Origin of the sequence: Winogradskyella endarachnes (genome assembly GCF_009741275.1) — a bacterium.
GTDB lineage: Bacteria > Bacteroidota > Bacteroidia > Flavobacteriales > Flavobacteriaceae > Winogradskyella > Winogradskyella endarachnes.
On record NZ_WOWS01000002.1, the window covers coordinates 555,561 to 578,261 of the forward strand.

At 32.6% G+C, this 22,701-nt stretch carries 15 protein-coding genes; 11 read left to right on the forward strand and 4 right to left on the reverse strand.

The features are described from left to right. Positions 1 to 202: 202 nt before the first annotated feature. The gene (locus GN138_RS07125) at positions 203 to 1,972 is read right to left on the reverse strand and encodes an AMP-dependent synthetase/ligase (RefSeq protein WP_157363103.1); all 1,770 of its coding nucleotides are present in this window, start codon (positions 1,970 to 1,972) and stop codon (positions 203 to 205) included. Positions 1,973 to 2,208: 236 nt separating this feature from the next. On the opposite strand from GN138_RS07125, the gene GN138_RS07130 reads away from it, so the two are divergent. The 4 genes from GN138_RS07130 (at position 2,209) to GN138_RS07145 (ending at position 9,861) form a co-directional block, all read left to right on the forward strand. Then, the gene (locus tag GN138_RS07130; protein ID WP_157363104.1) at positions 2,209 to 4,821 is read left to right on the forward strand and encodes a chondroitinase-B domain-containing protein; all 2,613 of its coding nucleotides are present in this window, start codon (positions 2,209 to 2,211) and stop codon (positions 4,819 to 4,821) included. Between the two features lie 337 nt (positions 4,822 to 5,158). Beyond that, complete coding sequence (gene pflB, locus GN138_RS07135) at positions 5,159 to 7,384, forward strand: formate C-acetyltransferase (RefSeq protein WP_157363105.1); 2,226 nt, start codon at positions 5,159 to 5,161, stop codon at positions 7,382 to 7,384. 45 nt (positions 7,385 to 7,429) lie between these two features. Further along, complete coding sequence (gene pflA, locus GN138_RS07140; RefSeq protein WP_157363106.1) at positions 7,430 to 8,212, forward strand: pyruvate formate-lyase-activating protein; 783 nt, start codon at positions 7,430 to 7,432, stop codon at positions 8,210 to 8,212. A 146-nt stretch (positions 8,213 to 8,358) separates the two neighbouring features. Next, positions 8,359 to 9,861, forward strand: a complete 1,503-nt coding sequence (locus GN138_RS07145) for a DUF3360 family protein (protein ID WP_157363107.1) — start codon at positions 8,359 to 8,361, stop codon at positions 9,859 to 9,861. A gap of 78 nt (positions 9,862 to 9,939) precedes the next feature. Here GN138_RS07145 and purL read toward each other — a convergent pair whose 3' ends face one another. The 3 genes from purL to GN138_RS07160 all read right to left on the reverse strand — a co-directional run bounded on the left by purL (position 9,940) and on the right by GN138_RS07160 (position 16,781). Beyond that, positions 9,940 to 13,605: a phosphoribosylformylglycinamidine synthase gene (purL, locus tag GN138_RS07150; RefSeq protein ID WP_157363108.1), complete on the reverse strand. Its 3,666-nt coding sequence runs from the start codon at positions 13,603 to 13,605 to the stop codon at positions 9,940 to 9,942. A gap of 157 nt (positions 13,606 to 13,762) precedes the next feature. Beyond that, entirely contained in the window at positions 13,763 to 15,538 is a 1,776-nt protein-coding gene (locus GN138_RS07155; protein WP_157363109.1) for an endonuclease, read from the reverse strand. Between the two features lie 31 nt (positions 15,539 to 15,569). Continuing rightward, a complete protein-coding gene (locus GN138_RS07160; protein ID WP_157363110.1) occupies positions 15,570 to 16,781 on the reverse strand; it encodes an RsmB/NOP family class I SAM-dependent RNA methyltransferase in 1,212 nt (403 codons plus the stop codon). Between the two features lie 191 nt (positions 16,782 to 16,972). On the opposite strand from GN138_RS07160, the gene GN138_RS07165 reads away from it, so the two are divergent. The 7 genes from GN138_RS07165 (at position 16,973) to GN138_RS07195 (ending at position 22,696) form a co-directional block, all read left to right on the forward strand. Beyond that, positions 16,973 to 17,551 (forward strand): RNA polymerase sigma factor, encoded by a 579-nt coding sequence (locus GN138_RS07165; protein ID WP_157363111.1) that lies wholly within the window; start codon positions 16,973 to 16,975, stop codon positions 17,549 to 17,551. A 39-nt stretch (positions 17,552 to 17,590) separates the two neighbouring features. Beyond that, complete coding sequence (locus GN138_RS07170) at positions 17,591 to 17,905, forward strand: hypothetical protein (RefSeq protein WP_157363112.1); 315 nt, start codon at positions 17,591 to 17,593, stop codon at positions 17,903 to 17,905. Between the two features lie 77 nt (positions 17,906 to 17,982). Then, positions 17,983 to 18,435 (forward strand): hypothetical protein, encoded by a 453-nt coding sequence (locus tag GN138_RS07175; RefSeq protein WP_157363113.1) that lies wholly within the window; start codon positions 17,983 to 17,985, stop codon positions 18,433 to 18,435. A gap of 120 nt (positions 18,436 to 18,555) precedes the next feature. Then, positions 18,556 to 18,846: an EF-hand domain-containing protein gene (locus tag GN138_RS07180; protein ID WP_157363114.1), complete on the forward strand. Its 291-nt coding sequence runs from the start codon at positions 18,556 to 18,558 to the stop codon at positions 18,844 to 18,846. Positions 18,847 to 18,885: 39 nt separating this feature from the next. Continuing rightward, positions 18,886 to 20,367: an aryl-sulfate sulfotransferase gene (locus GN138_RS07185; protein WP_157363115.1), complete on the forward strand. Its 1,482-nt coding sequence runs from the start codon at positions 18,886 to 18,888 to the stop codon at positions 20,365 to 20,367. Positions 20,368 to 20,476: 109 nt separating this feature from the next. Then, positions 20,477 to 21,226 (forward strand): hypothetical protein, encoded by a 750-nt coding sequence (locus tag GN138_RS07190; RefSeq protein WP_157363116.1) that lies wholly within the window; start codon positions 20,477 to 20,479, stop codon positions 21,224 to 21,226. Between the two features lie 237 nt (positions 21,227 to 21,463). Next, positions 21,464 to 22,696: an Lcl C-terminal domain-containing protein gene (locus GN138_RS07195; RefSeq protein WP_157363117.1), complete on the forward strand. Its 1,233-nt coding sequence runs from the start codon at positions 21,464 to 21,466 to the stop codon at positions 22,694 to 22,696. The last annotated feature ends 5 nt before the right edge of the window (positions 22,697 to 22,701 follow it).

Consider the following 22,701-nt stretch of genomic DNA (forward strand, 5'->3'; position numbering starts at 1 on the left):
GATTATCAATATTTCAATTATCAAGGCTGATAATTTTGGGAAGCTTTTTTTAAAGGATACTTTTTTATGATTATCTTAATTATTAGGCATGTATATTGTTAATTATGCATACGTTTTTGGATGATTTACAAGCAAAAGCTTCTAAAAAATAAGATAAAAATAATATTAATAAGTGACGTAAATAAGAAAAATGTACTGTAATTTAACGGTAAATTTTATCGTATAAGTCTTGGTAGATATCCTTAATAATTGCGCGTTTCATTTTCATAGTAGGCGTAAGTTGGCCACCTTCAATAGACCAAATGTCTGGTGTGAGTTCAAAACGTTTAATTTGTTCCCATTTTCCAAAATTCTTATTGTATTTATCAATCTCTAATTGTATACGATTAATAACAACTTCTGAGTTTGCTATTTCTTCGTTAGTTTTGCCTACACCATTTTGTTTATGGTCAATCCAATCGCGAATAAAATCAAAATTTGGTTGAATTAAAGCTGCAGGCATTTTTTCGCCTTCACCTAAAACCATTATTTGTTCAATGAAAAGCGATTGTTTCATATCGTTTTCTAATAGTGGAGGAATGATATATTTACCACCAGAAGTCTTAAACATTTCTTTTTTACGACCTGTAATTTTTAAGAAGCCTTCTGCATCAATAATTCCTTTATCTCCTGTGTGAAAATAATCGTCGGTCATTACACTGGCTGTTTTTTCTGGGTCTTTATAATATCCTAACATTACGTTTGGACCTTTAATTAAAACCTCGCCATCATCTGCAATTTTTACCTCAACATTATCAATAGGTTTACCAACTGTACCAACTTTATAACCATTGTTTTTATAAAGGCCTACACCAACAACAGGAGAGGTTTCGGTTAACCCATAACCTTCCATTACTAACATTTTTGCTGCGCCAAATATTCTGGCTAATCTTGGTTGTAGAGCAGCGCTTCCAGAAACCATGGTGTGTAATTCTCCGCCTAGAGCTTCGCGCCATTTACTAAAAATTAATTTGTTGGCTATTTTTAATTTAAACTCATACCATGCACCATTAGCACCATACGGTTCCCATTGTTCACCAAGTTTAACTGCCCAAAAGAATAATGCCTTTTTTAAACCAGTAAGTTCTTCTCCTTTCAGTATAATTTTATCGAATACCTTTTCAAGTAGACGAGGGACAACACTCATTAAATTAGGTTTAATTTCTTTAGCATTATCTCCAATTTTATCAATGGCTTCAGCAAAATAAATAGATGCACCAGAGTGTTGGTAGACATAGATTAATAAACGTTCAAAAATGTGACAAATAGGTAAAAAACTTAAAACTTTGTTTTCTCCTTCTAGTAAAGGAACTCTTGGTGAACTGTCTAAGGCGTTGCTGGTAATATTCCAGTGCGATAACATTACACCTTTTGGTTTTCCGGTTGTGCCAGATGTATAAATTATTGTTGCTAAATCAACAGGTTTTACGTCATTTTTTCTAGCTTCAACTTCTGGTTGTGTACTTTCATCTTTACCTAATTCAAATAATTCTGAATAATGTTTACAGCCTTCAATTTGATTAAATGAATAAACTTCTTTGAGTTTAGTATTTGCTTGAACTTTTTTAACTTTTTCTAAAACTTCTGCGTCAGACACAAAGCAATAGATAGATTCACTGTGGTTAAGAACATATTCATAATCTTCAGCTGAAATAGTAGGATATATAGGGATATTTTGTGCACCAACCTGCAGAACACCTAGATCCATAATATTCCATTCTGTTCTATTTGTTGAAGAAATAACCGCTATTTTATCATTTTTTTGAACACCCAATTTTAATAAAGCTCTACTTATAGCATTGCCCTTGTTAATATACTCTTGTGTAGAGATTGGTGTCCATTTTCCATCATATTTAGTTACAAAGGCCGCATCTGTTGGCTTATGCTTAAGTTGATAATAAGGAAAATCAAAAAGTCGTGTTATTTCAGTCATTAGTTTATTAAAATTAAATCATCGCAAATTATGAAAATAAATAGTATTTACAAATATGCTTAACAAAAATGAGTAGTTTATTAATAAAAGCTTAATAATTTTACCAATTTCGTAATTCAAAATTTTTTTAATTATATTTTTTTGTAAATTTATACTTATTTAAAAATTGGTTAACCAATCTGGTTTCCCAGTTTTTAACGTTCTGAATATCAATATTTAACTAAATTAATAAACTTATGAACTCTCTCTACAATTTAAAGTTGCGTAAATTGCTAATGCTAACAATTTTATTGGCTTCTACAATATCCGTTTTTGCCCAAACAACATATTATATTAATGATCCGGGTGCACTTGAAAATCAAACTTATGTACCAGGTGATGTAATTATTTTAGAAAATGGTATTTATAATACCGATGAGCGAATAGATTTTATTGGAAATGGTACTTCAGATAACCCAATTATTTTTAGATCAGAAACACCAGGAGGTGTTGTTTTTACTGGAGGATTAAAAATGAATATTGGAGGTGACTATGTTGTTGTTGATGGTTTTCATTGGCAAGGTGGTTATGGTGCTAGTAACTTTATTCAATTTAGAGATGGTTACGATTATGCTAACCATAGCACCATACAAAATTGTGTTATAGATGGTTTGGAAATTGAACCAGATGATGTTGCAGATGATTTAGCTGATGGATCTATCACAAAACACAGATGGATTGTATTATACGGAACTTACAATACAGTAATAAACTGTTCTTTTATGAACAAAGCAAGTGCAGGTGCTTTAATTTTGGCCGAATACGCTTATAATGCCACGCCAGATGAAGGCGTTACCAATACACGTTGTGATATTGTTGGGCACACAATAAGTAATAATTATTTTTATAATTATGAAAAAATAGATAATACCTTAAGTAATTCTGGCGATAGTGAAACCATTAGAATTGGTACAAGTGAATATCAAAATGTTAATAGCAATGTAACAGTTAGTAATAACTATTTTGTTGAAGCCGACGGTGAAAATGAAATTATAACTAATAAGAGTAAAAACAATAGTTATGTAAATAATACCTTTAGAAGATGTAGAGGTTCTTTAGTATTAAGACACGGTTCTAATGCTACAGTAGAAGGAAATTATTTTTTGGGCGAAAATGTTGACGGAACAGGAGGTATAAGAATTACAGATAGCGATCATACCATTACTAATAATTACATTCAAGATTGTATAACGGTAATTGATCAGGCAAAATGGAATAACGGAATTACCTTTTTAGGAGGAAGTGCAAATGATGCTGTTTTGTGTACATCTACCAGTGTTTCTAATGGTTACCAACAATCTCAAAATATAAATATTTCTAATAATTCTATTGTAAATACTAATGCACCGTTATTTTATAATACAGATAAAGGGTCTACAGATCCAACAGGTACCGTAGCTAATAATTTAATTTATTTTGAAGCTGGTAATGCTAATATCACGGATGTTTTTACAGGTGATACAGCGACATCTTATACCGATTTAGGAACAGCACTTACTTATACTGGTAATGTATATACAGGTACGGTTTTAGGAGAAACTAATACTGGTTTCTCAGAGGAAACAGGTATTACAGCGACTCCTAGTGGTGAAATATTTACTTTTGCTGGAGCAGGATCTACTGGTAAGGGAGCAGATTTAGGCACTTACACACCAATTACAGATACTATGGTTGGTTATGGAATTGGAGCTTGTTTTGTAGATAATTTAGGTAATAATATAACAGATGGGAATTGTACTATAGAGATTCCAGAATCTTTAATAGTAAGTACCTTAGACCCGTTAGCACCCGAGGCAAACAGTTATGATGTCTCTGTTTTTGCAAACGTAAGCTGGACAGCGATGTCTAACGACACATGGATTTCTATAGATATTACCGCAGGTACTGGTGATGAAACTGTATCTGTTTCAGTTACAGAGAATATAGAAACATCAAATAGAGTAGGTACTGTAACATTTACCCAAGACCCAGGAGGAGATGATATAGTAAGAACATTAACGGTAACACAAGAAGGTGCGGATCTAACGGACTTATATGATCTTATCAATGATGTGCCAGGAGGAGGACCAGTTTCTATTCATTCTTTTTCGAGCGATAATGCAAGTGATAGTCCGCCAGAGATTGCTATTAATACTTTAGATAAAGATAACTCTAGTAGTTCTATTTGGGCAGCTCAAGATGGCGCTGTTGTTTCTGGTGATTATAAAGGAGATGGAGAGTATATTATTTATGATCTAGGTGCTGAATACAATTTAGATTTAATACAATTTAGTACTACAAATAAGTCAGATCCTTTTGGGTATCAAATATGGGTGTCAACAACAGGTACAGCAGATGCAGATTTCACAAAAGTTTTACCAGAAGTAGACGACTTATTATTAACTGCTACTAACACAATGGATTTTAACCAATATGAACTTACAGTGGCTGCACGTTACGTAAAAATGATAGGTTACGGAAGGTATAATAGTGCAGGTGATACAAGAACAAGTGCATGGAGTACTATAGCAGAGATTGAGTTTTTTGGCACAGAAAGTCTTTCTGTAAACGATGAGGATTTTGCAAATAAAATTATTATATATCCTGTACCTACAAGTCAACAATTCACTATTAAAGTGTTAAATGATACTGAAATTAGTTCTGTAAAACTATATAGTTTAACAGGGCAATTAATTCTAGACCGTAAGCCAGCTTTTATTAATTCAAAGTTTTCCATAGATGTTTCTAAAATAGAAATGGGGACTTATGTACTTAATTTAACAAACTCTAACGGGTTAAATGTTTCAAAATATATAATTATCTCAAATTAAGTAACAACGTAAATTTTTTTAAAAGCCCTTCTGTTGATAGAAGGGCTTTTTTTGTACTTAATTATATAGTTATAATAAAATATTTCTATTACTAATATGTAATTAAGTAACTAATTGTGAAATAGGCTTAGGTTGTTCTTTGAAGATTTATAGCTTTTTTTACTGATATCCGTCATTTTTTTAGGTGAAAAGGGAGTTTTTCAAACGTTTTCGTAAATAAATCGCTTAAAAACGGCCAAGTTTTAGAGTAACCTGATAAAAGTCAGGTTTATTAAATAACATGGTGTTTAACTTTGAAGTGTCAAGAAGAAAAACAAAATATTAATAAATAATTAAGATGGAAGTAAAAGAATTTAAACATGGAATTTGGACTGAATCGGTCAATGTTAGAGATTTTGTAATAAATAATATTACACCATATCATGGCACTAGTGAATTTTTAGTTGGCCCAAGTGCTAAAACTCAACGATTATGGGATGTATGTAAAAAGGCAACTCAAGAAGAAAGACAAAATAATGGAGTTCGTTCTGTAGATACAGAAACTATCTCTACGGTAAGTGCTTTTAATGCTGGTTATATAGATAGAGAAAACGAAGTAATAGTTGGTTTACAAACAGACGAATTATTAAAAAGAACTATGAAACCATTTGGTGGTTTTAAAGTGGTGCAAAAAGCGCTTTCAGAGCAAGGACTTAAACCTAATGAAGCTATAACTGAGTTATTCTCTAAATATGTAAAATCTCATAATGATGGTGTTTTTGATGCTTATACTTCTGAGATTAAAAAATTCCGTTCTTTAGGTTTTTTAACAGGTTTACCAGATAATTATGCAAGAGGTAGAATAATAGGTGATTATCGTCGTGTAGCATTATATGGAATCAATTATTTAATTGAAACTAAACAAGATGATTTAGAGAAAATAACAGGCCCAATGACAGAAGCTGTAATTCGTCTACGTGAGGAAGTTGCAGAACAAATTAAATCATTAAAGGAGATGATTGAGTTGGGTGCTAAATATGATTTAGATTTAGGTAGACCAGCAGAAAATGCACAAGAAGCAGTACAATGGACATATATGGCGTATTTGGCGGCTGTAAAAGAACAAGATGGTGCAGCAATGTCTTTAGGAAACGTTTCAACATTTTTAGATATATATATTGAGAATGATTTAGAAGACGGTTTAATTAATGAAGAGCAAGCGCAAGAGTATATAGATCAGTTTGTAATGAAGTTACGTATGGTTCGTCATTTAAGAATGGGAGCTTACGATGAAATATTTGCTGGTGATCCAACTTGGGTAACTGAAGCTATTGGTGGTATGTTTGATGATGGTAGAACAAAAGTTACTAAAACATCGTTCAGATTCTTAAATACGTTATACAATTTAGGCCCTTCACCTGAGCCAAATATGACAATCCTTTGGTCTGAAGATTTACCACAAAACTTTAAAGATTTCTGTTCTAAAGTAGCAATTGATACGTCTTCAATTCAATTTGAAAATGATAAATTAATGCGTACTAAACGTGGATCAGATGATTATGGTATTGCATGTTGTGTATCTTATCAAGAATTAGGTAAATCCATTCAATTCTTTGGTGCTCGTACTAATCTTGCTAAAACTTTATTATTAGCAGTTAATGGAGGACGATGTGAGTTTACAGGTAGACAAGTTGTACATGGAATTCCAGAATATACAGATGAGTATTTAGATTTCGATAAAGTAATGGCTAACTTTAAAATTGCCATGAAAGAAGTGGCACGTGTCTACAATGATTCTATGAATATTATTCATTACATGCATGATAAGTATTATTACGAAAAAGCTCAAATGGCTTTAATAGATACTAATCCAAATATTAATATTGCATATGGTATTGCAGGTTTATCTATTGTTGCAGACTCACTTTCAGCTATTAAATATGCAAAAGTAAAACCAATTAGAGATGAAGATGGTTTAACTGTAGATTTCTTAATAGAAGGCGATTTCCCTTGCTATGGTAATGATGATGATAGAGTAGATGATTTGGCTGCAAAAGCAGTAGCTGACTTCAACAACGAGTTAAAACAATTACCAGTATATAAAAATGCAGAGCCTACGTTGTCTGTATTAACTATTACATCAAATGTATCTTATGGTAAGAAAACTGGGTCTACACCAGATGGTAGAGATTTAGGTGTGCCATTTGCACCAGGTGCAAACCCAATGCATGGTAGAGATAGTAATGGCGCTATAGCATCACTAAATTCAGTTTCAAAAATTAACTATGAGGATTCTCAAGATGGCATTTCAAATACTTTTTCTATTGTACCTAAATCATTAGGTGCGGACGAAGAAGATCAAATAGAAAACTTAACGTCTATTTTAGATGGTTATTTTTCAAGAAATGCACAGCATGTTAATGTTAATGTTTTAAACAAAGAAACATTATTAGATGCCATGGAACATCCAGAAGAATACCCTCAATTAACAATTAGAGTGTCTGGTTATGCTGTTAATTTTGTAAGATTAACAAAAGAGCAGCAATTAGAAGTAATCACACGTTCTTTCCACGAATCCATGTAAATTTATTATTATTTTTGAGAGCATCTAGGTAATAAATACTGTTTATTGTCTAGATGCTTAATTTTAAAACCTAGTCCTATCAAAACAGCTGAGAACATATTAAGAGTACATTCTATTGAGTCCTTCGGAACACACGATGGTCCTGGTATACGATTTATAGTATTCTTGCAAGGCTGTAAACTTAAATGTTTGTATTGCCATAATCCAGATTCTATTGCAACTTCTGGTGGTAAAGAATATCATATAGAAGAATTAGTACAAATGGCAATTAAAATGAAACCTTACTTTGGTAAAAAAGGAGGTGTTACGGTCTCTGGAGGTGAACCTTTGTTGCAGGCCAAATCATTGATTCCATTTTTTAAGAGGTTAAAAGAAGAAGGTATTCATACCAATATAGATACCAATGGTAGAATATTAAATCATTTTTCAACCGAGCTATTAGATGATTATGCTGATTTAATTATGTTAGATATAAAGCATATGACAGAAAAAGGTTATGTGTCTTTAACCGGACAAGCAAACAAGAAAATAGCATTTAATTTAGCAAAGCATAGGGAAGATTCAGGAAAAAAAATGTGGTTACGTTATGTTTTAATTCCAGGCTTAACAAGTGATCCAGAATTATTACATCAATTAGGAAATCATTTCAAAGATTATTCGTCAATAGAGCAAATAGAATTACAACCCTATCACAAATTAGGTGTTCATAAATGGGAAGCCTTAGGTTGGGATTATGAATTAAAAGATGCTAGAGAAAATACCGAAGAAGAATTACAACAAGCATCTGATATTCTAAGTCACTATTTTAAAAAGGTTAAAGTGAATTAACGCCTTTTATCTAATACGTTCAATTAATATAATTATTTGTAATACATGTCTTTACAGAGTTTTGCCACTTTGTTAAAGGGCAATGTGTTGCGTCATATTTAAGACAAAATACTAGTTTAACTATTTCATGCTGAAAATAAAAGCGTATGAAAACTTACAAGGAAGAACATAAAAGGGCAACGGAGTTTGAAACCCGATCAGAATATTTAGATCATGAGTTACAAATAATGAAACCTAGACGGTATAGATTAAATTTACCTGGAAGAGATTTTAGATTTGAATGGGAAGATTTAGTACCAGCTTTTGCCGGAACTTTAGGTATTATTGCCATGTATTCTTCTGTAATGATGGCTTGGGCAGAAGGTTTAACCGAAGCGTGGGACCACATTACATTAGGTAAAGAATTTGCCATAGAAGTGTCTCGAGTAGAAATGTTAATTCCGGCTTTATTATTTGTGATATTAGCTTCTGGTTTTTTTAATCCTAAAGCAAATTTAGCAGGTAACCATGGTCCTATGATTCCTTTAATAGCAAGTATAGCTTTAGCAGGTGCTCACCCTTTAGCACTAGCCATATTAATTGGTGTTTTTGGTTTACTTCTTAGTTTTTTTAAAGGTGGTTCTCGCCTCGTTAATTTAACGAGTAAAGGCGTTGCTGGTGGTTTATTGATATTTTTGGGCTTTTCTGGTGCTTTGGTTCAAATAGAGACCATACAAAACTGGAGTATGGGATTAGAGTCTGGTACAATTGAGGCTGGTTCTATGGGATTCTTAGGACTTTTAATTTTGGGTGTAACTGTAATTTTATATAGTTTTCTTGCACGTATTGAAAAACGTTGGTTAGCTATACCTGCTTGTGCTATTACAGCTTTAATATTAGCCTTAATAGGTGGCGCGAGTTTTGACCTGCAGTTTACTACCGAAGTAGGATTGCCAAATTTAAACCCTGTCTATTGGTGGGGAAATACAGAAGAAGGCTGGATGCTTGGCCTTCCAAATACACAACATTTTTTAGCGTCTTTACCATTTGCTATTTTGGCTGTGGCTATGTGGTCACCAGATTTTTTAGGTCATCGTATTTTTCAAGAAATGAATTACCCTAAAAACACAGAAAAAGTACTTATGGATGTAGATGATACTATGACTATGTGTTCTATAAGACAAATGGTTGGTACAGCTGTTGGTGGTGGTAACATAACATCATCTTGGGGAACGTATATGATACCTGCTGCCATTGCAAAAAGACCAATTCCGGCAGGTGCTATTCTACTCGGTTTAATGGTGATTATTGTTGCTATTTTGGGGTTTCCTATGGATATAGCAGTGTGGCCACCAGTAAGAGCAATTGCATTATTAGTTGGTGTGTTTTTACCAATGATTGAAGCTGGTATACAAATGGTAAGAAAAAGTGCCTGCTCTCAAGCAGCTGGTATCTGTATTTTTACGGCTATGGTTACTAACCCTGTGCTGGCCTGGGCATTAGCAATGTTTTTAGATAATAATGGATTAATAGGTGATAAAGACAGACCAAAAACGCTTTCTAAAGTAGACAAATTGGTAATACCTTTAGCTATACTCATAGTGTGTATTGGTGCCATGCTAGCCGTAGGTATGTTAGAGTCTAGTTATGGTATTTTGCCCTACTTATAAATTTTAATATTTTTCTTTTTTCATGATAAAACCCAGAAAATTACTTCGGTATTTCTGGGTTTTGGTTTTTGTAGAATTTTAATACTTATTATCTATCCACAGTCTTGCATTAATAAAAGCTTCTAACCAAGGTGAAACTTCATCTTTTCTATCTTGCGGATAGTTGGCCCAGTTCCATTGAAAAATAGAGCGTTCTATATGAGGCATAGTTACTAAATGTCTTCCTGTTTTATCACTGAGCATTGCAGTATTATAATCTGAGCCATTAGGATTTGCAGGATATTCTTCATAACCGTATTTAGCCACAATATTGTATTTTTCTTCAGCATAAGGAAGGCTAAATTTTCCTTCACCATGCGAAATCCAAACACCCAAAGTACTACCAGCTAAACTTGATAACATTACTGAATTATTTTCTTGAATTTTAACCGAAGTAAAACCGCTTTCGTGTTTGTGAGAATCATTATAAGTCATTTTTCCGTGATTCTCATGCTCAGGATTTACCAAATCTAATTCCATCATTAACTGACAGCCATTACAAATCCCAACAGATAAGGTGTCTTCTCTTTTAAAGAAATCATTAATTACCTTATTCGCTTTCTCATTATATTTTATGGCGCCCGCCCAACCTTTGGCAGAACCTAAAACATCAGAATTACTAAAGCCACCAACAGCACCTAAAAACTGAATATCTTCTAGGGTTTCTCTGCCGGAAATTAAATCCGTCATGTGTACATCTTTAACATCAAAACCAGCTAAATACATGGCATTTGCCATTTCTCTTTCTGAATTAGAGCCTTTTTCTCTTAAAATTGCCGCTTTTGGTCTTACTGCATTAGAAGGTATAGTATCTAATTTACCAGTGAAATGTGTTGGAAGTTTAAAATCTAAAGCTTGATTTTTATAATTATCAAATCTATGCTTCGCTAAACCATTCGCTGTTTGTTTCTCATCGAGTAAGTAAGAGGTTTTATACCACATATCTCTTAATCTCGAAACCGTCATGGTAAATACTTCGTTATCATTAATAATACCTAAAACATCACTTTCAGTAACTTCTCCAATTTTATGAAATTCAATATTTGCATTAGATAATTCAGTTTCGATAGAATCATCTTTAGACTGAAAAACAAGTCCTGCATTTTCAGCAAATAATACTTTAAAGGAATCTTTTTCTCCAAGACTGGTTAAATCTAACTCAGCACCTAAATTATTATCAGCAAAACAAAGTTCTAATAATGTGGTAATTAAGCCACCAGAAGCCACATCATGTCCTGCAACAATTTGATTATCTTTTATTAAGGTTTGAATGGTGTTGAATACCGTTTTTACGTAATCTGCACTTTTAATATTAGGTGTTGTATTTCCTATTTTATTATTGATTTGTGCAAAAGAACTTCCACCTAACTCATAAGAATCTTGAGATAGATTAATATAGTAAATAGATCCTTTACCTTTCTGTAAAACAGGCTCTACAACTTTTGTTATATCATTACAATTTGCAGCAGCAGAAATAATAACTGTACCAGGAGAAATAACATCACCATCAGGATATTTTTGTTTCATGGATAATGAATCTTTTCCTGTTGGTACGTTAATACCTAAATCTATTGAAAATTCTGAAATCGCTTTTACAGCTTCATACAAACGCGCATCTTCACCTTCATTTTTGCAAGGCCACATCCAATTGGCAGATAAGGAAACACTTTTAAGACCATCTTTTAATGGTGCCCAAATAATATTAGTTAAAGCTTCAGCAATAGAATTTCTACTTCCTGCTTCAGGATTAATTAAACCCGAAATAGGCGAGTGCCCAATTGATGTTGCAATACCTTCTTTACCTTTAAAATCTAAAGCCATCACACCAACATTATTTAATGGTAATTGTAATGGACCAACACATTGTTGTTTGGCAACTTTTCCGCCAACACATCGGTCTACTTTATTTGTTAACCAATCTTTAGAGGCAACAGCTTCAAGTTGTAACACTTGGTCTAAATAATCGTAGAATTTTTTGGTATTATAAGAAATGCCACTGTATTCTTTTTCAACCGTAATATCATTCATAATAGTTTTTGGAGAACTTCCAAACATATCTTCTAGAGCTAAATCCATAGGTTTTTCACCTGTAGTTTTAGACTCAAAAGTAAACCTATGTTTTCCTGTTACTTCACCAACATCATAAATTGGTGAGCGTTCTCTGTCTGCTATTTTATGTAAAGTTTCTAGATGCTTATCGGCAATTACTAATCCCATTCGCTCTTGAGATTCGTTGCCAATTTTTTCTTTAGCCGACAATGTTGGGTCACCAATTGGTAATTTATCTAAATCTATATGTCCACCTGTATCCTCTACCAATTCTGATAAACAATTTAAATGTCCACCAGCACCATGATCGTGAATAGAAACGATGAAATTATCGTCACTCTCTACCATTCCTCGTACCGCATTAGCTGCACGTTTTTGCATTTCTGGATTAGAACGTTGTACGGCATTTAATTCTATTCCTGATGCGAATTCGCCAGTATCTGCAGAAGAAACTGCAGCACCACCCATGCCAATTCGATAGTTGTCACCACCAAGAATTACTATTTTATCACCATCTTTTGGCAGGTCTTTAATGGCTTGTTCTGCTTTACCATAACCAATACCACCAGCTTGCATAATTACCTTGTCGTAACCAATTTTACCGTTGTTATCGCTATGCTCAAAAGTTAAAACTGAGCCACAGATTAACGGTTGACCAAATTTATTACCAAAATCAGATGCACCATTACTAGCTTTGATTAAAATATCCATTGGCGTTTGGTATAACCATTTACGTTCAGGGAATGCTTTTTCCCAAGGACGTTCGTCGTTTAATCTTGAGTAAGATGTCATATAAACCGCAGTGCCAGCTAAAGGTAGTGAGCCTTTTCCACCTGCAAGTCTATCTCTAATTTCTCCACCAGAACCGGTGGCTGCACCATTAAATGGCTCAACAGTTGTTGGGAAGTTGTGGGTTTCTGCTTTTAATGAAATTACAGACTCAAAATCTTTTGTAGCGTAGTAATCTGGTATATCTGCACGTTTTGGTGCAAATTGTTCTACAATTGGTCCTTTTATAAAGGCAACATTGTCTTTGTATGCTGAGACAATATCGTTGGGATTTTGTTTTGATGTTTCTTTAATAAGTTTAAATAAGGACGTTTCTTTTTCTTCGCCATCAATAACAAATGTACCATTGAATATTTTATGACGACAGTGCTCTGAGTTAACTTGAGAAAACCCAAAGACTTCAGAATCCGTTAATGGTCGTCCTATTTTTTTTGAAACTTCTTCTAAATATGTAATTTCTTCGTCGCTAAGTGATAGGCCTTCTTGTTCGTTATAGGCTGAAATATCTTCTATGTTTAAAATATCTTCTGGTTGAATATCAATTTTAAATATTTCTTGATTCAAACTTTGATATTTTTCAGAAATCATTGGGTCATAATTTGAAAAATCATTAGAAACAGAAGTGAATTCTTCTATTCTAATAATATCAGAAATTCCCATATTCTGAGTAATTTCTACTGCGTTTGTACTCCAAGGTGTTATCATTGCAGCTCTTGGTCCAACAAAAAAAGCATCGAGTGATGCTTGTTTTATTTTAGGCTGGTTGCCAAATAACCATGTCAATTTTGAAATGGTTACCGTTGATAATTCTTTTGTTGCTTGAACAGCATATACTTTGCTGTTTTGGTTTCCGAAGAAATGAATCATTTAGTTGAGTTATTTGTCGTGAAAATTAAAACACAAAGTTAATTTATTTTGTGAGTTATTAGAGAGAAATTTAAAATTGAAATATTTAAGTATTCAACAAGTTTTAAACAAAAAAAAGCAGCTTTTAAAGCTGCTTTTCTATATTATAAGGTATTGTTTATTCTTTTACTAACTTCTTTGTAATAGTAGAATTACCTTGGGTGATTTTTACAATGTATATACCAGTATTTAACGCTTCAAGATTTAAAGTACTTGTTTTATTAATTATGTTTTTAACAATTTGCTTTCCTAGCATATTAAAAATTTCAATTGTAGTATCAATATTAGATTTTAATTCTACAGTTAGATTGTGGTTAACTGGATTTGGATAAAGTTCAATAGTTTCTATATTAAATTCACCTAGGCTTAATGAAGAATAGCATGTGTACGACAAATCATCAAACATAACTCTATTACTAGTTTCACTATTGCCATCAATGACTATTGAAACATTGTTTTCTACGTTAATATTAGGAATTGTAATGGTTTGTTGTGTGTCTCCATAAGCAATAGTACCAACTAATGTACCATTTACATTAAGATTAAAAGTTCCGCTACCTCCACTGAAAACACGTTGAGTTGTTACAGTTAATGATCCAATTCCTCCAGATGTAGTTGGTAGTGTCAGCGTACCATTTCTTATAGTGATTGCTCTGGTATTTAAGGTTTGGTCTGTTCTGGCGTCTGTGGCATTCCATGTACCACCATCGTCACCTGTCCAAGTTACGTTAGAATAAGAACCAGAAGAGGTTCCTAGGTTTTCAAATGTTTCAGTTAAACAATCTGTTCCACCAGCAGAGCCATTATTGGTTGTTGTTTCACAAGATTGATTACTAAAACCTGATTCATTGCCAACAGCATCTTTAGCCTTAACTGTAAAACAATAATTAGTATCTGGTAATAAACCTGTCACTATTGCCGTGTTAGAAACCACATTGAAAGAATACATACCATTCATATAAACATCATAAGAATCTACAGCAATATTATCGGTAGAAGCCGTCCAGTTTAAATCTATGGTATTATCTGAAGGATTTGATGCGACTAAATTAATTGGATCTGTTGGTGCTTCTGTATCTGTAGTTGGATTCCATATTAGATTTGCATATTCAGGATGGTCTACAAATGGATTAGCATTTCCTTGGTAATTGTATGCTGCATTGTTTCTGTCAATTTCTTGTTGATCAACAGGATCTATATTATAATGCCAATCTAATAGCATAGTAATTGCCCAATCTTCTAAAGCTTGGTTTTCTGTACCATTAAACATATCAAAAGCACCATAATTATCCATAGTATCTTCATAACGCACTGCAAAATAAAGTACAGCTCTTGCAATGTCACCTTTAAACTCATCAATAGGTTCAAATACAGTACCAGAATATCCAGAGACATTACTTGGTCCTCTTTTAGATCCGTTTTGCGAGGTCCAACTTGCAGAACTTACAGTACCAAAAGGGTAACTGCCGCGTTGTCCGTTAGCATAACCATCACTAGGAATAACATGATGAATATCTGTTCTCATAGGATTTGCACTACTAAAAGCAGATTGTGGTACTAAATGCTCTCTATTATAACAATCGCCTTCTGCACTATAATTTCCACAATTATTAGAACCGTGGTTATAGCCATAAGGGTCAGTACCGTTTGGGTTTTCTGTGTAATATAATAATATAGAACCATCGTTTTCGTATTCCGTGTCAGTATGAGTTGTAACATAGCCTGTATACAAACTACCATAGCCTTGATCGATATGACCGTTAGAAATAATATTTTTAAGTTCTGTTTTTAAGGCATACTCTGTTAATCCATTTGCACTATCGTAATAGTTAGATGGTATTTGAGCAAAGCCTAACGTTGTTATAAGTAAAAAAAATAGGTAAAGGTGTTTCATAAATAGATATAATATTAACTAATAACTTGGATTATTTTTTCTCTAAAAGTGCCATGTAAAATCCATCGAACCCAGATTTATAAGCAAGTACTTTTTTATCTTTTACAAAAGTAAAGTCTTTTCCTGCTTCGGAGGTTAAGAATTTATCAACTTGTTTCTGATTTTCTGATGGTAAAACAGAACATGTAGCATATACCATTTTTCCTCCAGGTTTCACCATTTTAGAGTATTGCTCTAAAACTTCTTGTTGGGTCTTTTTTATATTTTCAATAAATTCTGGTTCTAGTTTCCATTTAGCATCAGGATTACGTCTTAAAACACCTAAGCCAGAACAAGGTGCATCAATTAATAAACGGTCTGCTTTACCATGTAATTTTTTAATAGGCTTTGTAGAGTCAATAACTTTCATTTCAATGTTATGAACGCCATTTCTCCGAGCTCTAATTTTAAGTTTTTTCAATTTACTTTCGTAAATATCCATAGCAATTAACTGACCTTTGTTTTCCATTAAAGATGCTAAGTGCAATGTTTTACCTCCTGCACCTGCACAAACATCAACTACTTTCATGCCAGGTTTTACGTCTAAATAATCTGCTACTAATTGAGATGATGCATCTTGTACTTCAAACCAACCGTTTTTAAAGGCTTCTGTTCTAAATACATTGGCACGTTCTACGAGTTTTAAAGCAGACGGATGCTTTGGTAGAAATTCAGTCTGTATATCTTCAGATTGTAATTTTAATTGTAGGTCTTTTTTGTTTGTTTTAAGGGTGTTTACTCTAAGAATGACATCTGCTTGCTCATTTTGCATAGCAATTTCTTTGCTCCACTCGGCTTCGCCTAATTCTTTTATACCTAACTCGTCAATCCAATCTGGTATAGACTCTCTAAATTTTCTAACTTTAGATAATTCGTCAAAACGTCCTTTAATTTTTCTAGTAGGTGTATCTGTAAAGTATTTCCAGTCTGGTAGTTTTATTCCTTTTAACGTTGCCCAAACAGCAAAAATTCGCCATAAATCGTCTCTATGATATGGTGCTTTTACATTAGCAATTTCTGCATAAAGCCTTTGGTAGCGTACAATAGTGTATACAGTTTCTGCAACAAAACCTCTATCTCTGCTTCCCCAACGTTTATCTCGCTTTAGCAATTGCTGAATTACTTTATCTGCGTATTCACCTTCATTAAAAATAAGGTGTAATCCATCAATTACTGCAAAGCATAAATTTCTATGTAATCTCATAACTAGTGTTCAGTTTTTGTTCTCAATTCTTCACTATCATTAGTCAGCAAAAAAGAACGTACAAAGGTAAGTTAAAAGTTTAAAAGTATTAGACTTTATTGAAAAGTGTTATTTTTAAAAAATATTTTAGAGAATAGCGCAAGTTTTTGTGCGGAATAGCATCTACATATAATTAAGGACAATCATTTTTTTTGACGGACAAGCAATTTATAGAAGAATTAAAACTGAAAAGCACACAAGCTTATAGTAAGCTTTTGGACGATTTTCAGCAAAAAGTATTTAGTACATGTATTTCCTTTGTGCCAAACAAAGAAGATGCTGAAGATATTGCGCAAGATGTATTTGTAGAGGTATTTAAATCTATACATAAGTTTAAAGGTGATTCTAAACTATCTACATGGATATATAGAATTACCACTAATAAATGCTTAGAATTTATAAGAAAAAGGAATACTAAAAAACGGTTTGCTTTTTTACAGTCTATAACTGGTAATGCAATCCCAATGGATAAAACAGACTATTTTACAGAGATGAATCATCCTGGTATTCTATTAGAAAATAAGGAGCTGAGTGCTACCCTGTTTAAAGCAATAAATAGCTTGCCAGAAAGCCAAAGTGTGGTATTTACATTGCATAAAATAGATGGTAAAAGTTATCAAGAAGTGGCAGATATAACTAATCGAAGTTTGTCTTCTGTTGAATCTGTGATGTTTAGAGCAAAAAAGAATTTACAAAGTGTTTTAGAAAATTATTACAAAAAAGAATATTAGCACAAGTTTTTTTAAGCTTATGCATCTAAAGTTATATATATGAAAACTAATGTTGAAATGAATAAAAAAGTAAAGGACATACTTGATTCGGCAGAATTAATAGACGTAGTTAACGTGTCTCCTTTTTTTAAAGAAAATGTGATGCATCAAATTCGTGCAGCATCAGCAGATATTCAAGAAGTAACTCGCACTTGGTTTACTCCAAAGTTACAATTAGCTACTTTAATTTGTGTTATTGTGTTAAATGTGTTAGCGTTTAGCAATACAAAATCTGCTACTTATGATGAAAACGTAAGTAGTTTTGCAGAGTCGTATGGATTATCTACAAGTACAGAATCTTCATTATTTAATTAATTATGAAAAAAAATATATTTCTATACATATTACTTGTATTTCTTATCATAGTAAATGGATTTTTTCTGTTTAATTATATGAAAAGAGGAAGTGATAGACCAGAGAAGACGCAAAAAGATAAGGAGTTTATTGTGAAAGAACTTGGTTTTAATTCAGAACAAATTGAAAAGTTTGAATTGATAAGTGAAGCACATCACCATAAAATGATGAGATTGTCTGATGACGTACGGCAATTAAAGGATGAGTTATTTGGAGGTATTTCTGCTGAAACAGTTAACGAAAAAGCAATAGATTCTATTTCTTTATTAATTTGTGAGAAAGAAACTGCAAAAGAAAAAGAGATATTTTATCATTTTAGGAAGATACAAGACATTGCAAAAGGTGAGCAGAAAGAAAAGTTTAAAAGTATTTTAATGGATGCTTTAAGACAAGGCGATGATGGAAATAGACCACCTCCTAGAGGAGAAGATGGACATGTGCCACCTTCTAGAATGGAGGAAGGGCGCAGACCACCACCAAGAGAAAATTAATGAAAACAAAAGACCTTCTGATTGCAGAAGGTCTTTTTTTTGTGTTTTATTTAACAAAACACATCACAAGTTTAATTTTATATAGGCATCTAAAGAGATATAACATTAAAACTTAATAAGATGAAAAGTAACAGATTAAAAGCAGTAGTATTAGTATTTGGAGTAGCATTATTTATGTCATCAAATGTAATTGCACAATCTAACGATAGACAAGAACGAAAAGGACCACCAACCTTTGCAGAATTACTAAAAGAGATGGATGCTAATGAAGACGGTAAATTAGCAAAAGATGAATTAAAAGGACCTCTAAAAGATGATTTTGCAAAAATAGATACTGATGAGGATGGTTTTATTTCTGAAGAAGAATTTAAAAATGCACCAAAACCAGAAAGAAAAGGAAGAGGTAACTAAAATAAATTAAAAAGAAGTAAAACTTTTAAAATTAAAGATATGGTAATCAACCTAAAGCATAAAACACCATTTTTACTTGCAGTAATATTAAGTCTTTTTTTATTCAATGCTTGTAATGACGATGATGATATATTTACTTCAGATGATGATATCTCTGATGATTTAGTGGATGGGTCCACAGTAAACGATGATTATACAGTAGGTTTAATATTAAATACAGCAGACGCTTATAATGGTTATACATTATTTTCGCCAATTAGAAGTACAACAACATATTTAATTGACAATTGTGGGGAAGTAGTACAAACATGGCCTTCTGAATATACACCGCAATCTGTTTATTTGCTAGAAAACGGTAATTTATTACATACAGGTACTTTAGATGCTGTTAATAGTGAATTTGAACAAGCAGGAGGACAAACAGGACGAGTAGAGTTAATTTCTCCAGAAGGTGAAGTCTTATGGTATTACGAAGTAAATAGTAGTACAGAATTTATGCACCATGATGTAGAGTACATTGAAAGTTCTGGTAATGTAATGGTAATGGTGTGGGAAAAACTTACTGCAGATGTTGTTGAAGCGGCAGGTCGTTCAAATGCCACAGAACTTTGGACAGAGAAGATATTAGAGATTAATCCTACTACAGATACTATTGTTTGGGAATGGGATGCAATGGATCATTTAGTACAAGATGAGAATCCTACAGCAAGTAACTATGGCGTTGTTGCAGATAATCCTCAACTGTTAGATTTTAATTATACGTATGAAGATTCAGATTATGCCTTAGATTGGCTACATAATAATAGTATAGATTATAATGAAACCCTCGATCAAATTGTTATTAGTAGCAGAAACTTTAATGAGTTTTGGATTATTGATCACTCTACAACAACAGCAGAAGCAGCGTCACACCAAGGAGGAAATCATGGTGTAGGTGGTGATATTCTTTATAGATGGGGAAATCCACAAGTATACGATATGGGAGACGATGATGACCAAATGCTATTTGTACAACATGATGCTAATTGGATACCTAGTGATTATACAGATGGTGATCAGATTATGGTTTTTAATAACCAAACAGGTTACCATGAAAACGTTGATTATTCTACAATAGATGTTATTGATACTCAGGTAGGTGCTGATGGCTCTTACGAATTAAATGAAAGCGGAATTTTTGGGCCAGATTATTTTACTTGGACATATGAGGCAGAGGAGAGAACAGATTTTTATGGAGCAAACATTTCTGGAGCACGCCGTTTGCCAAACGGAAATACAATAATTTGTGAGGGTACAACAGGTACATTTTTTGAAGTAAACTATGAAGGTGATATCGTATGGAAATATATTAACCCAGTTGATGAAACAGGTGCAGTAGACCAGTACAGTACACCTAATAGAAACTTTGTATTTAGATGCGATAAATATGCCCCTGATTTTCCTGGTTTAGCTTATTACGATCTTACCGCAGAAGGTACTTTAGAAAGTGGTTCAGATTATACGTGTACCATAACAGACTAAGAAATAGAAGAATTAAATTTAGTTATTAGATTGATTGATTGGTTGAAAAGGCTTCGTGAGAAATTGCGAGGCTTTTTTTATAATGTATTACAATTTCCAAAAATATAGGATGCGAATTTTAAAACAAATAAGAAAAAAAATGCTGTTTTCTGGTAAAATTAAAAATTACCTTGGTTATGCGTTTGGTGAAATATTACTTATTGTAATTGGTGTACTAATAGCATGGAAAATTAATAACCTAAATGAACTAAGAAAGAATAGAATTGTTGAATTAAAAATTTATCAATCTTTAAATGAAGAATTAAACTCTAATTTAATACTGTTAGATTCAGCTATTGCTCAATACAATAAAAATACTGAAACTATAGAGAATATAATGGATATTATTTTTGAAGAGCAAACCGTTTTAAATTTACAAGAAAAATTAAATATAATTAATGTAGACTATAAATCTACACAATTACTAAATGGTGCAATTACATCTGTTAATTCTACCAATAAATTTGAATTTATAGAAAGTGATGTTTTAAAAGACCTAATAGCATCATATCCTAATGATTTAGATAGTTTTGAAAGTCAAGAATCAAAAATTGAAAATATTATTTTAAACCGACTACAGCCTGTTATAGAAAAACACGTTTCTTTAATGGATTTAATCAGTAATAAAGAGTTAAAGAGTAATAAAATTCATTCATTTTCTGGTCATTCAAATTACATAAGTTTACTAAAGAGTAGAGAATTTCAAAATAGTTTAGTGGACCGCTTATTACAAACGCAAATACAATTGAAAAATGCTATAAGTTTAAGAGAAAAAACCCAAACAATAGCTTATAATTTACATAAAGAATTAGAGAATTAATGATGTCAGTTTTTGCTTTTAAATCTACTTATGTAAGTACACTTATAAATCTAAAAAAATGGTTTTTGAACATAAAATAAGCAAACCCATTATTGTGATTTTTTAGCAGTTGAAGCAACAAGTTTTTTATCTAAAAGTCATCTAAAACTACATAACTAAATTATAAACTCAAGAACCAGGTTAATTATTGCATTTTAATATTTTACAAGTTGGTTGGATTGAAAAAAATCGTTTAACATGAATATTTGGAATAGAAAATTTAACGCATTAGTCATAGTATTAATTTTTAGTGCTTCAACAGTAACCTTCAATGCATGCAGTGATGATGATGACAATATATCATCAGATTCTGATGAATCTACATCAGGTAATACCATAAGTTTCACCTTAACAGATACTGGTCAAGATGTTTTCTACTACGCAGATGGAAATGAAATTTCTGCACCTAGCGAATCTGATGATTTCTACGGACAAGATGCACAATTTACAGGGATTTCATCCTCGTTTACAGATAATGGAGATGGCACTGTGACGGACAATAATACAGGGTTAATGTGGCAGCAAACACCAGATTATAGTCGTTATAATTACTATGATGCTTTTGATTATGTAGATGAATTAGAAATTGGTGGATATACAGATTGGAGATTACCTACAATCAAAGAGTTATATTCATTATTGAATTCTAATGGTGAATTAGATGCTACAAATACAAGCAATTCTCAACCTTATCTTTACGATGAGTATTTCGATTTTGAATACGATGCCAATATACCTTATGCAGGAGCCTATTGGTCGAGTACCAAATATGTAAAAGGTGGTCTTCAAACGGAGGGAATTGAAGGTGCTTTTGGTTTTAACTTTGCTGATGGACATATAAAATCATACGAAACAGGATTGTATTTTGATGGTTCATTTGGAGTTAACGATCCAGGAAGTTTTATTAGAGCCGTTCGTGGACAAGAAAATGTATATGGAATAAATGACTTTACGGATAATGGCGACGAAACAGTTACTGACAACGCTACAGGATTAATGTGGCAACAAGTTGATGATGGTAATGCATACAATTGGACAGATGCTTTAGCTTATGCTAAAAATAGTCAATTGGCTGGTTATTCAGATTGGCGTTTACCAAATACAAAAGAACTGCAAAGTATTGTGGATTATGAAAAAACTACAATTCCGGCTATAGACGAAACGTATTTTACCTGTACAGATAGCGACAGTTGGTTTTGGACAAGTACTACACAAGGTGATTTTAAATATACAGCATGTTACATTGCTTTTGGGTATGCCTATAGTAGAGAGAATAGTTCTGCAACAGAATATTACGATTGGCATGGTGCAGGAGCACAACGTTCTGATCCTAAAACTGGAGATCCTGAAGATTATCTTCTAGAATCTGATAATGCTGATGATTTAATAAGAATAGAAAACTATGTACGATTAGTAAGAGATGTAAATTAAGAGAT

Coding starts and splice junctions, on each gene's coding strand:
- GN138_RS07160 (WP_157363110.1), bottom strand. CDS start 16,781: ATGAGATTACATAGAAATTTATGCTTTGCAGTAATTGATGGATTACAC.
- GN138_RS07170 (WP_157363112.1), top strand. CDS start 17,591: ATGAAAACTAATGTTGAAATGAATAAAAAAGTAAAGGACATACTTGAT.
- GN138_RS07190 (WP_157363116.1), top strand. CDS start 20,477: ATGCGAATTTTAAAACAAATAAGAAAAAAAATGCTGTTTTCTGGTAAA.
- GN138_RS07180 (WP_157363114.1), top strand. CDS start 18,556: ATGAAAAGTAACAGATTAAAAGCAGTAGTATTAGTATTTGGAGTAGCA.
- GN138_RS07130 (WP_157363104.1), top strand. CDS start 2,209: ATGAACTCTCTCTACAATTTAAAGTTGCGTAAATTGCTAATGCTAACA.
- GN138_RS07145 (WP_157363107.1), top strand. CDS start 8,359: ATGAAAACTTACAAGGAAGAACATAAAAGGGCAACGGAGTTTGAAACC.
- pflB (WP_157363105.1), top strand. CDS start 5,159: ATGGAAGTAAAAGAATTTAAACATGGAATTTGGACTGAATCGGTCAAT.
- GN138_RS07185 (WP_157363115.1), top strand. CDS start 18,886: ATGGTAATCAACCTAAAGCATAAAACACCATTTTTACTTGCAGTAATA.
- GN138_RS07195 (WP_157363117.1), top strand. CDS start 21,464: ATGAATATTTGGAATAGAAAATTTAACGCATTAGTCATAGTATTAATT.
- GN138_RS07175 (WP_157363113.1), top strand. CDS start 17,983: ATGAAAAGAGGAAGTGATAGACCAGAGAAGACGCAAAAAGATAAGGAG.
- purL (WP_157363108.1), bottom strand. CDS start 13,605: ATGATTCATTTCTTCGGAAACCAAAACAGCAAAGTATATGCTGTTCAA.
- GN138_RS07125 (WP_157363103.1), bottom strand. CDS start 1,972: ATGACTGAAATAACACGACTTTTTGATTTTCCTTATTATCAACTTAAG.
- GN138_RS07155 (WP_157363109.1), bottom strand. CDS start 15,538: ATGAAACACCTTTACCTATTTTTTTTACTTATAACAACGTTAGGCTTT.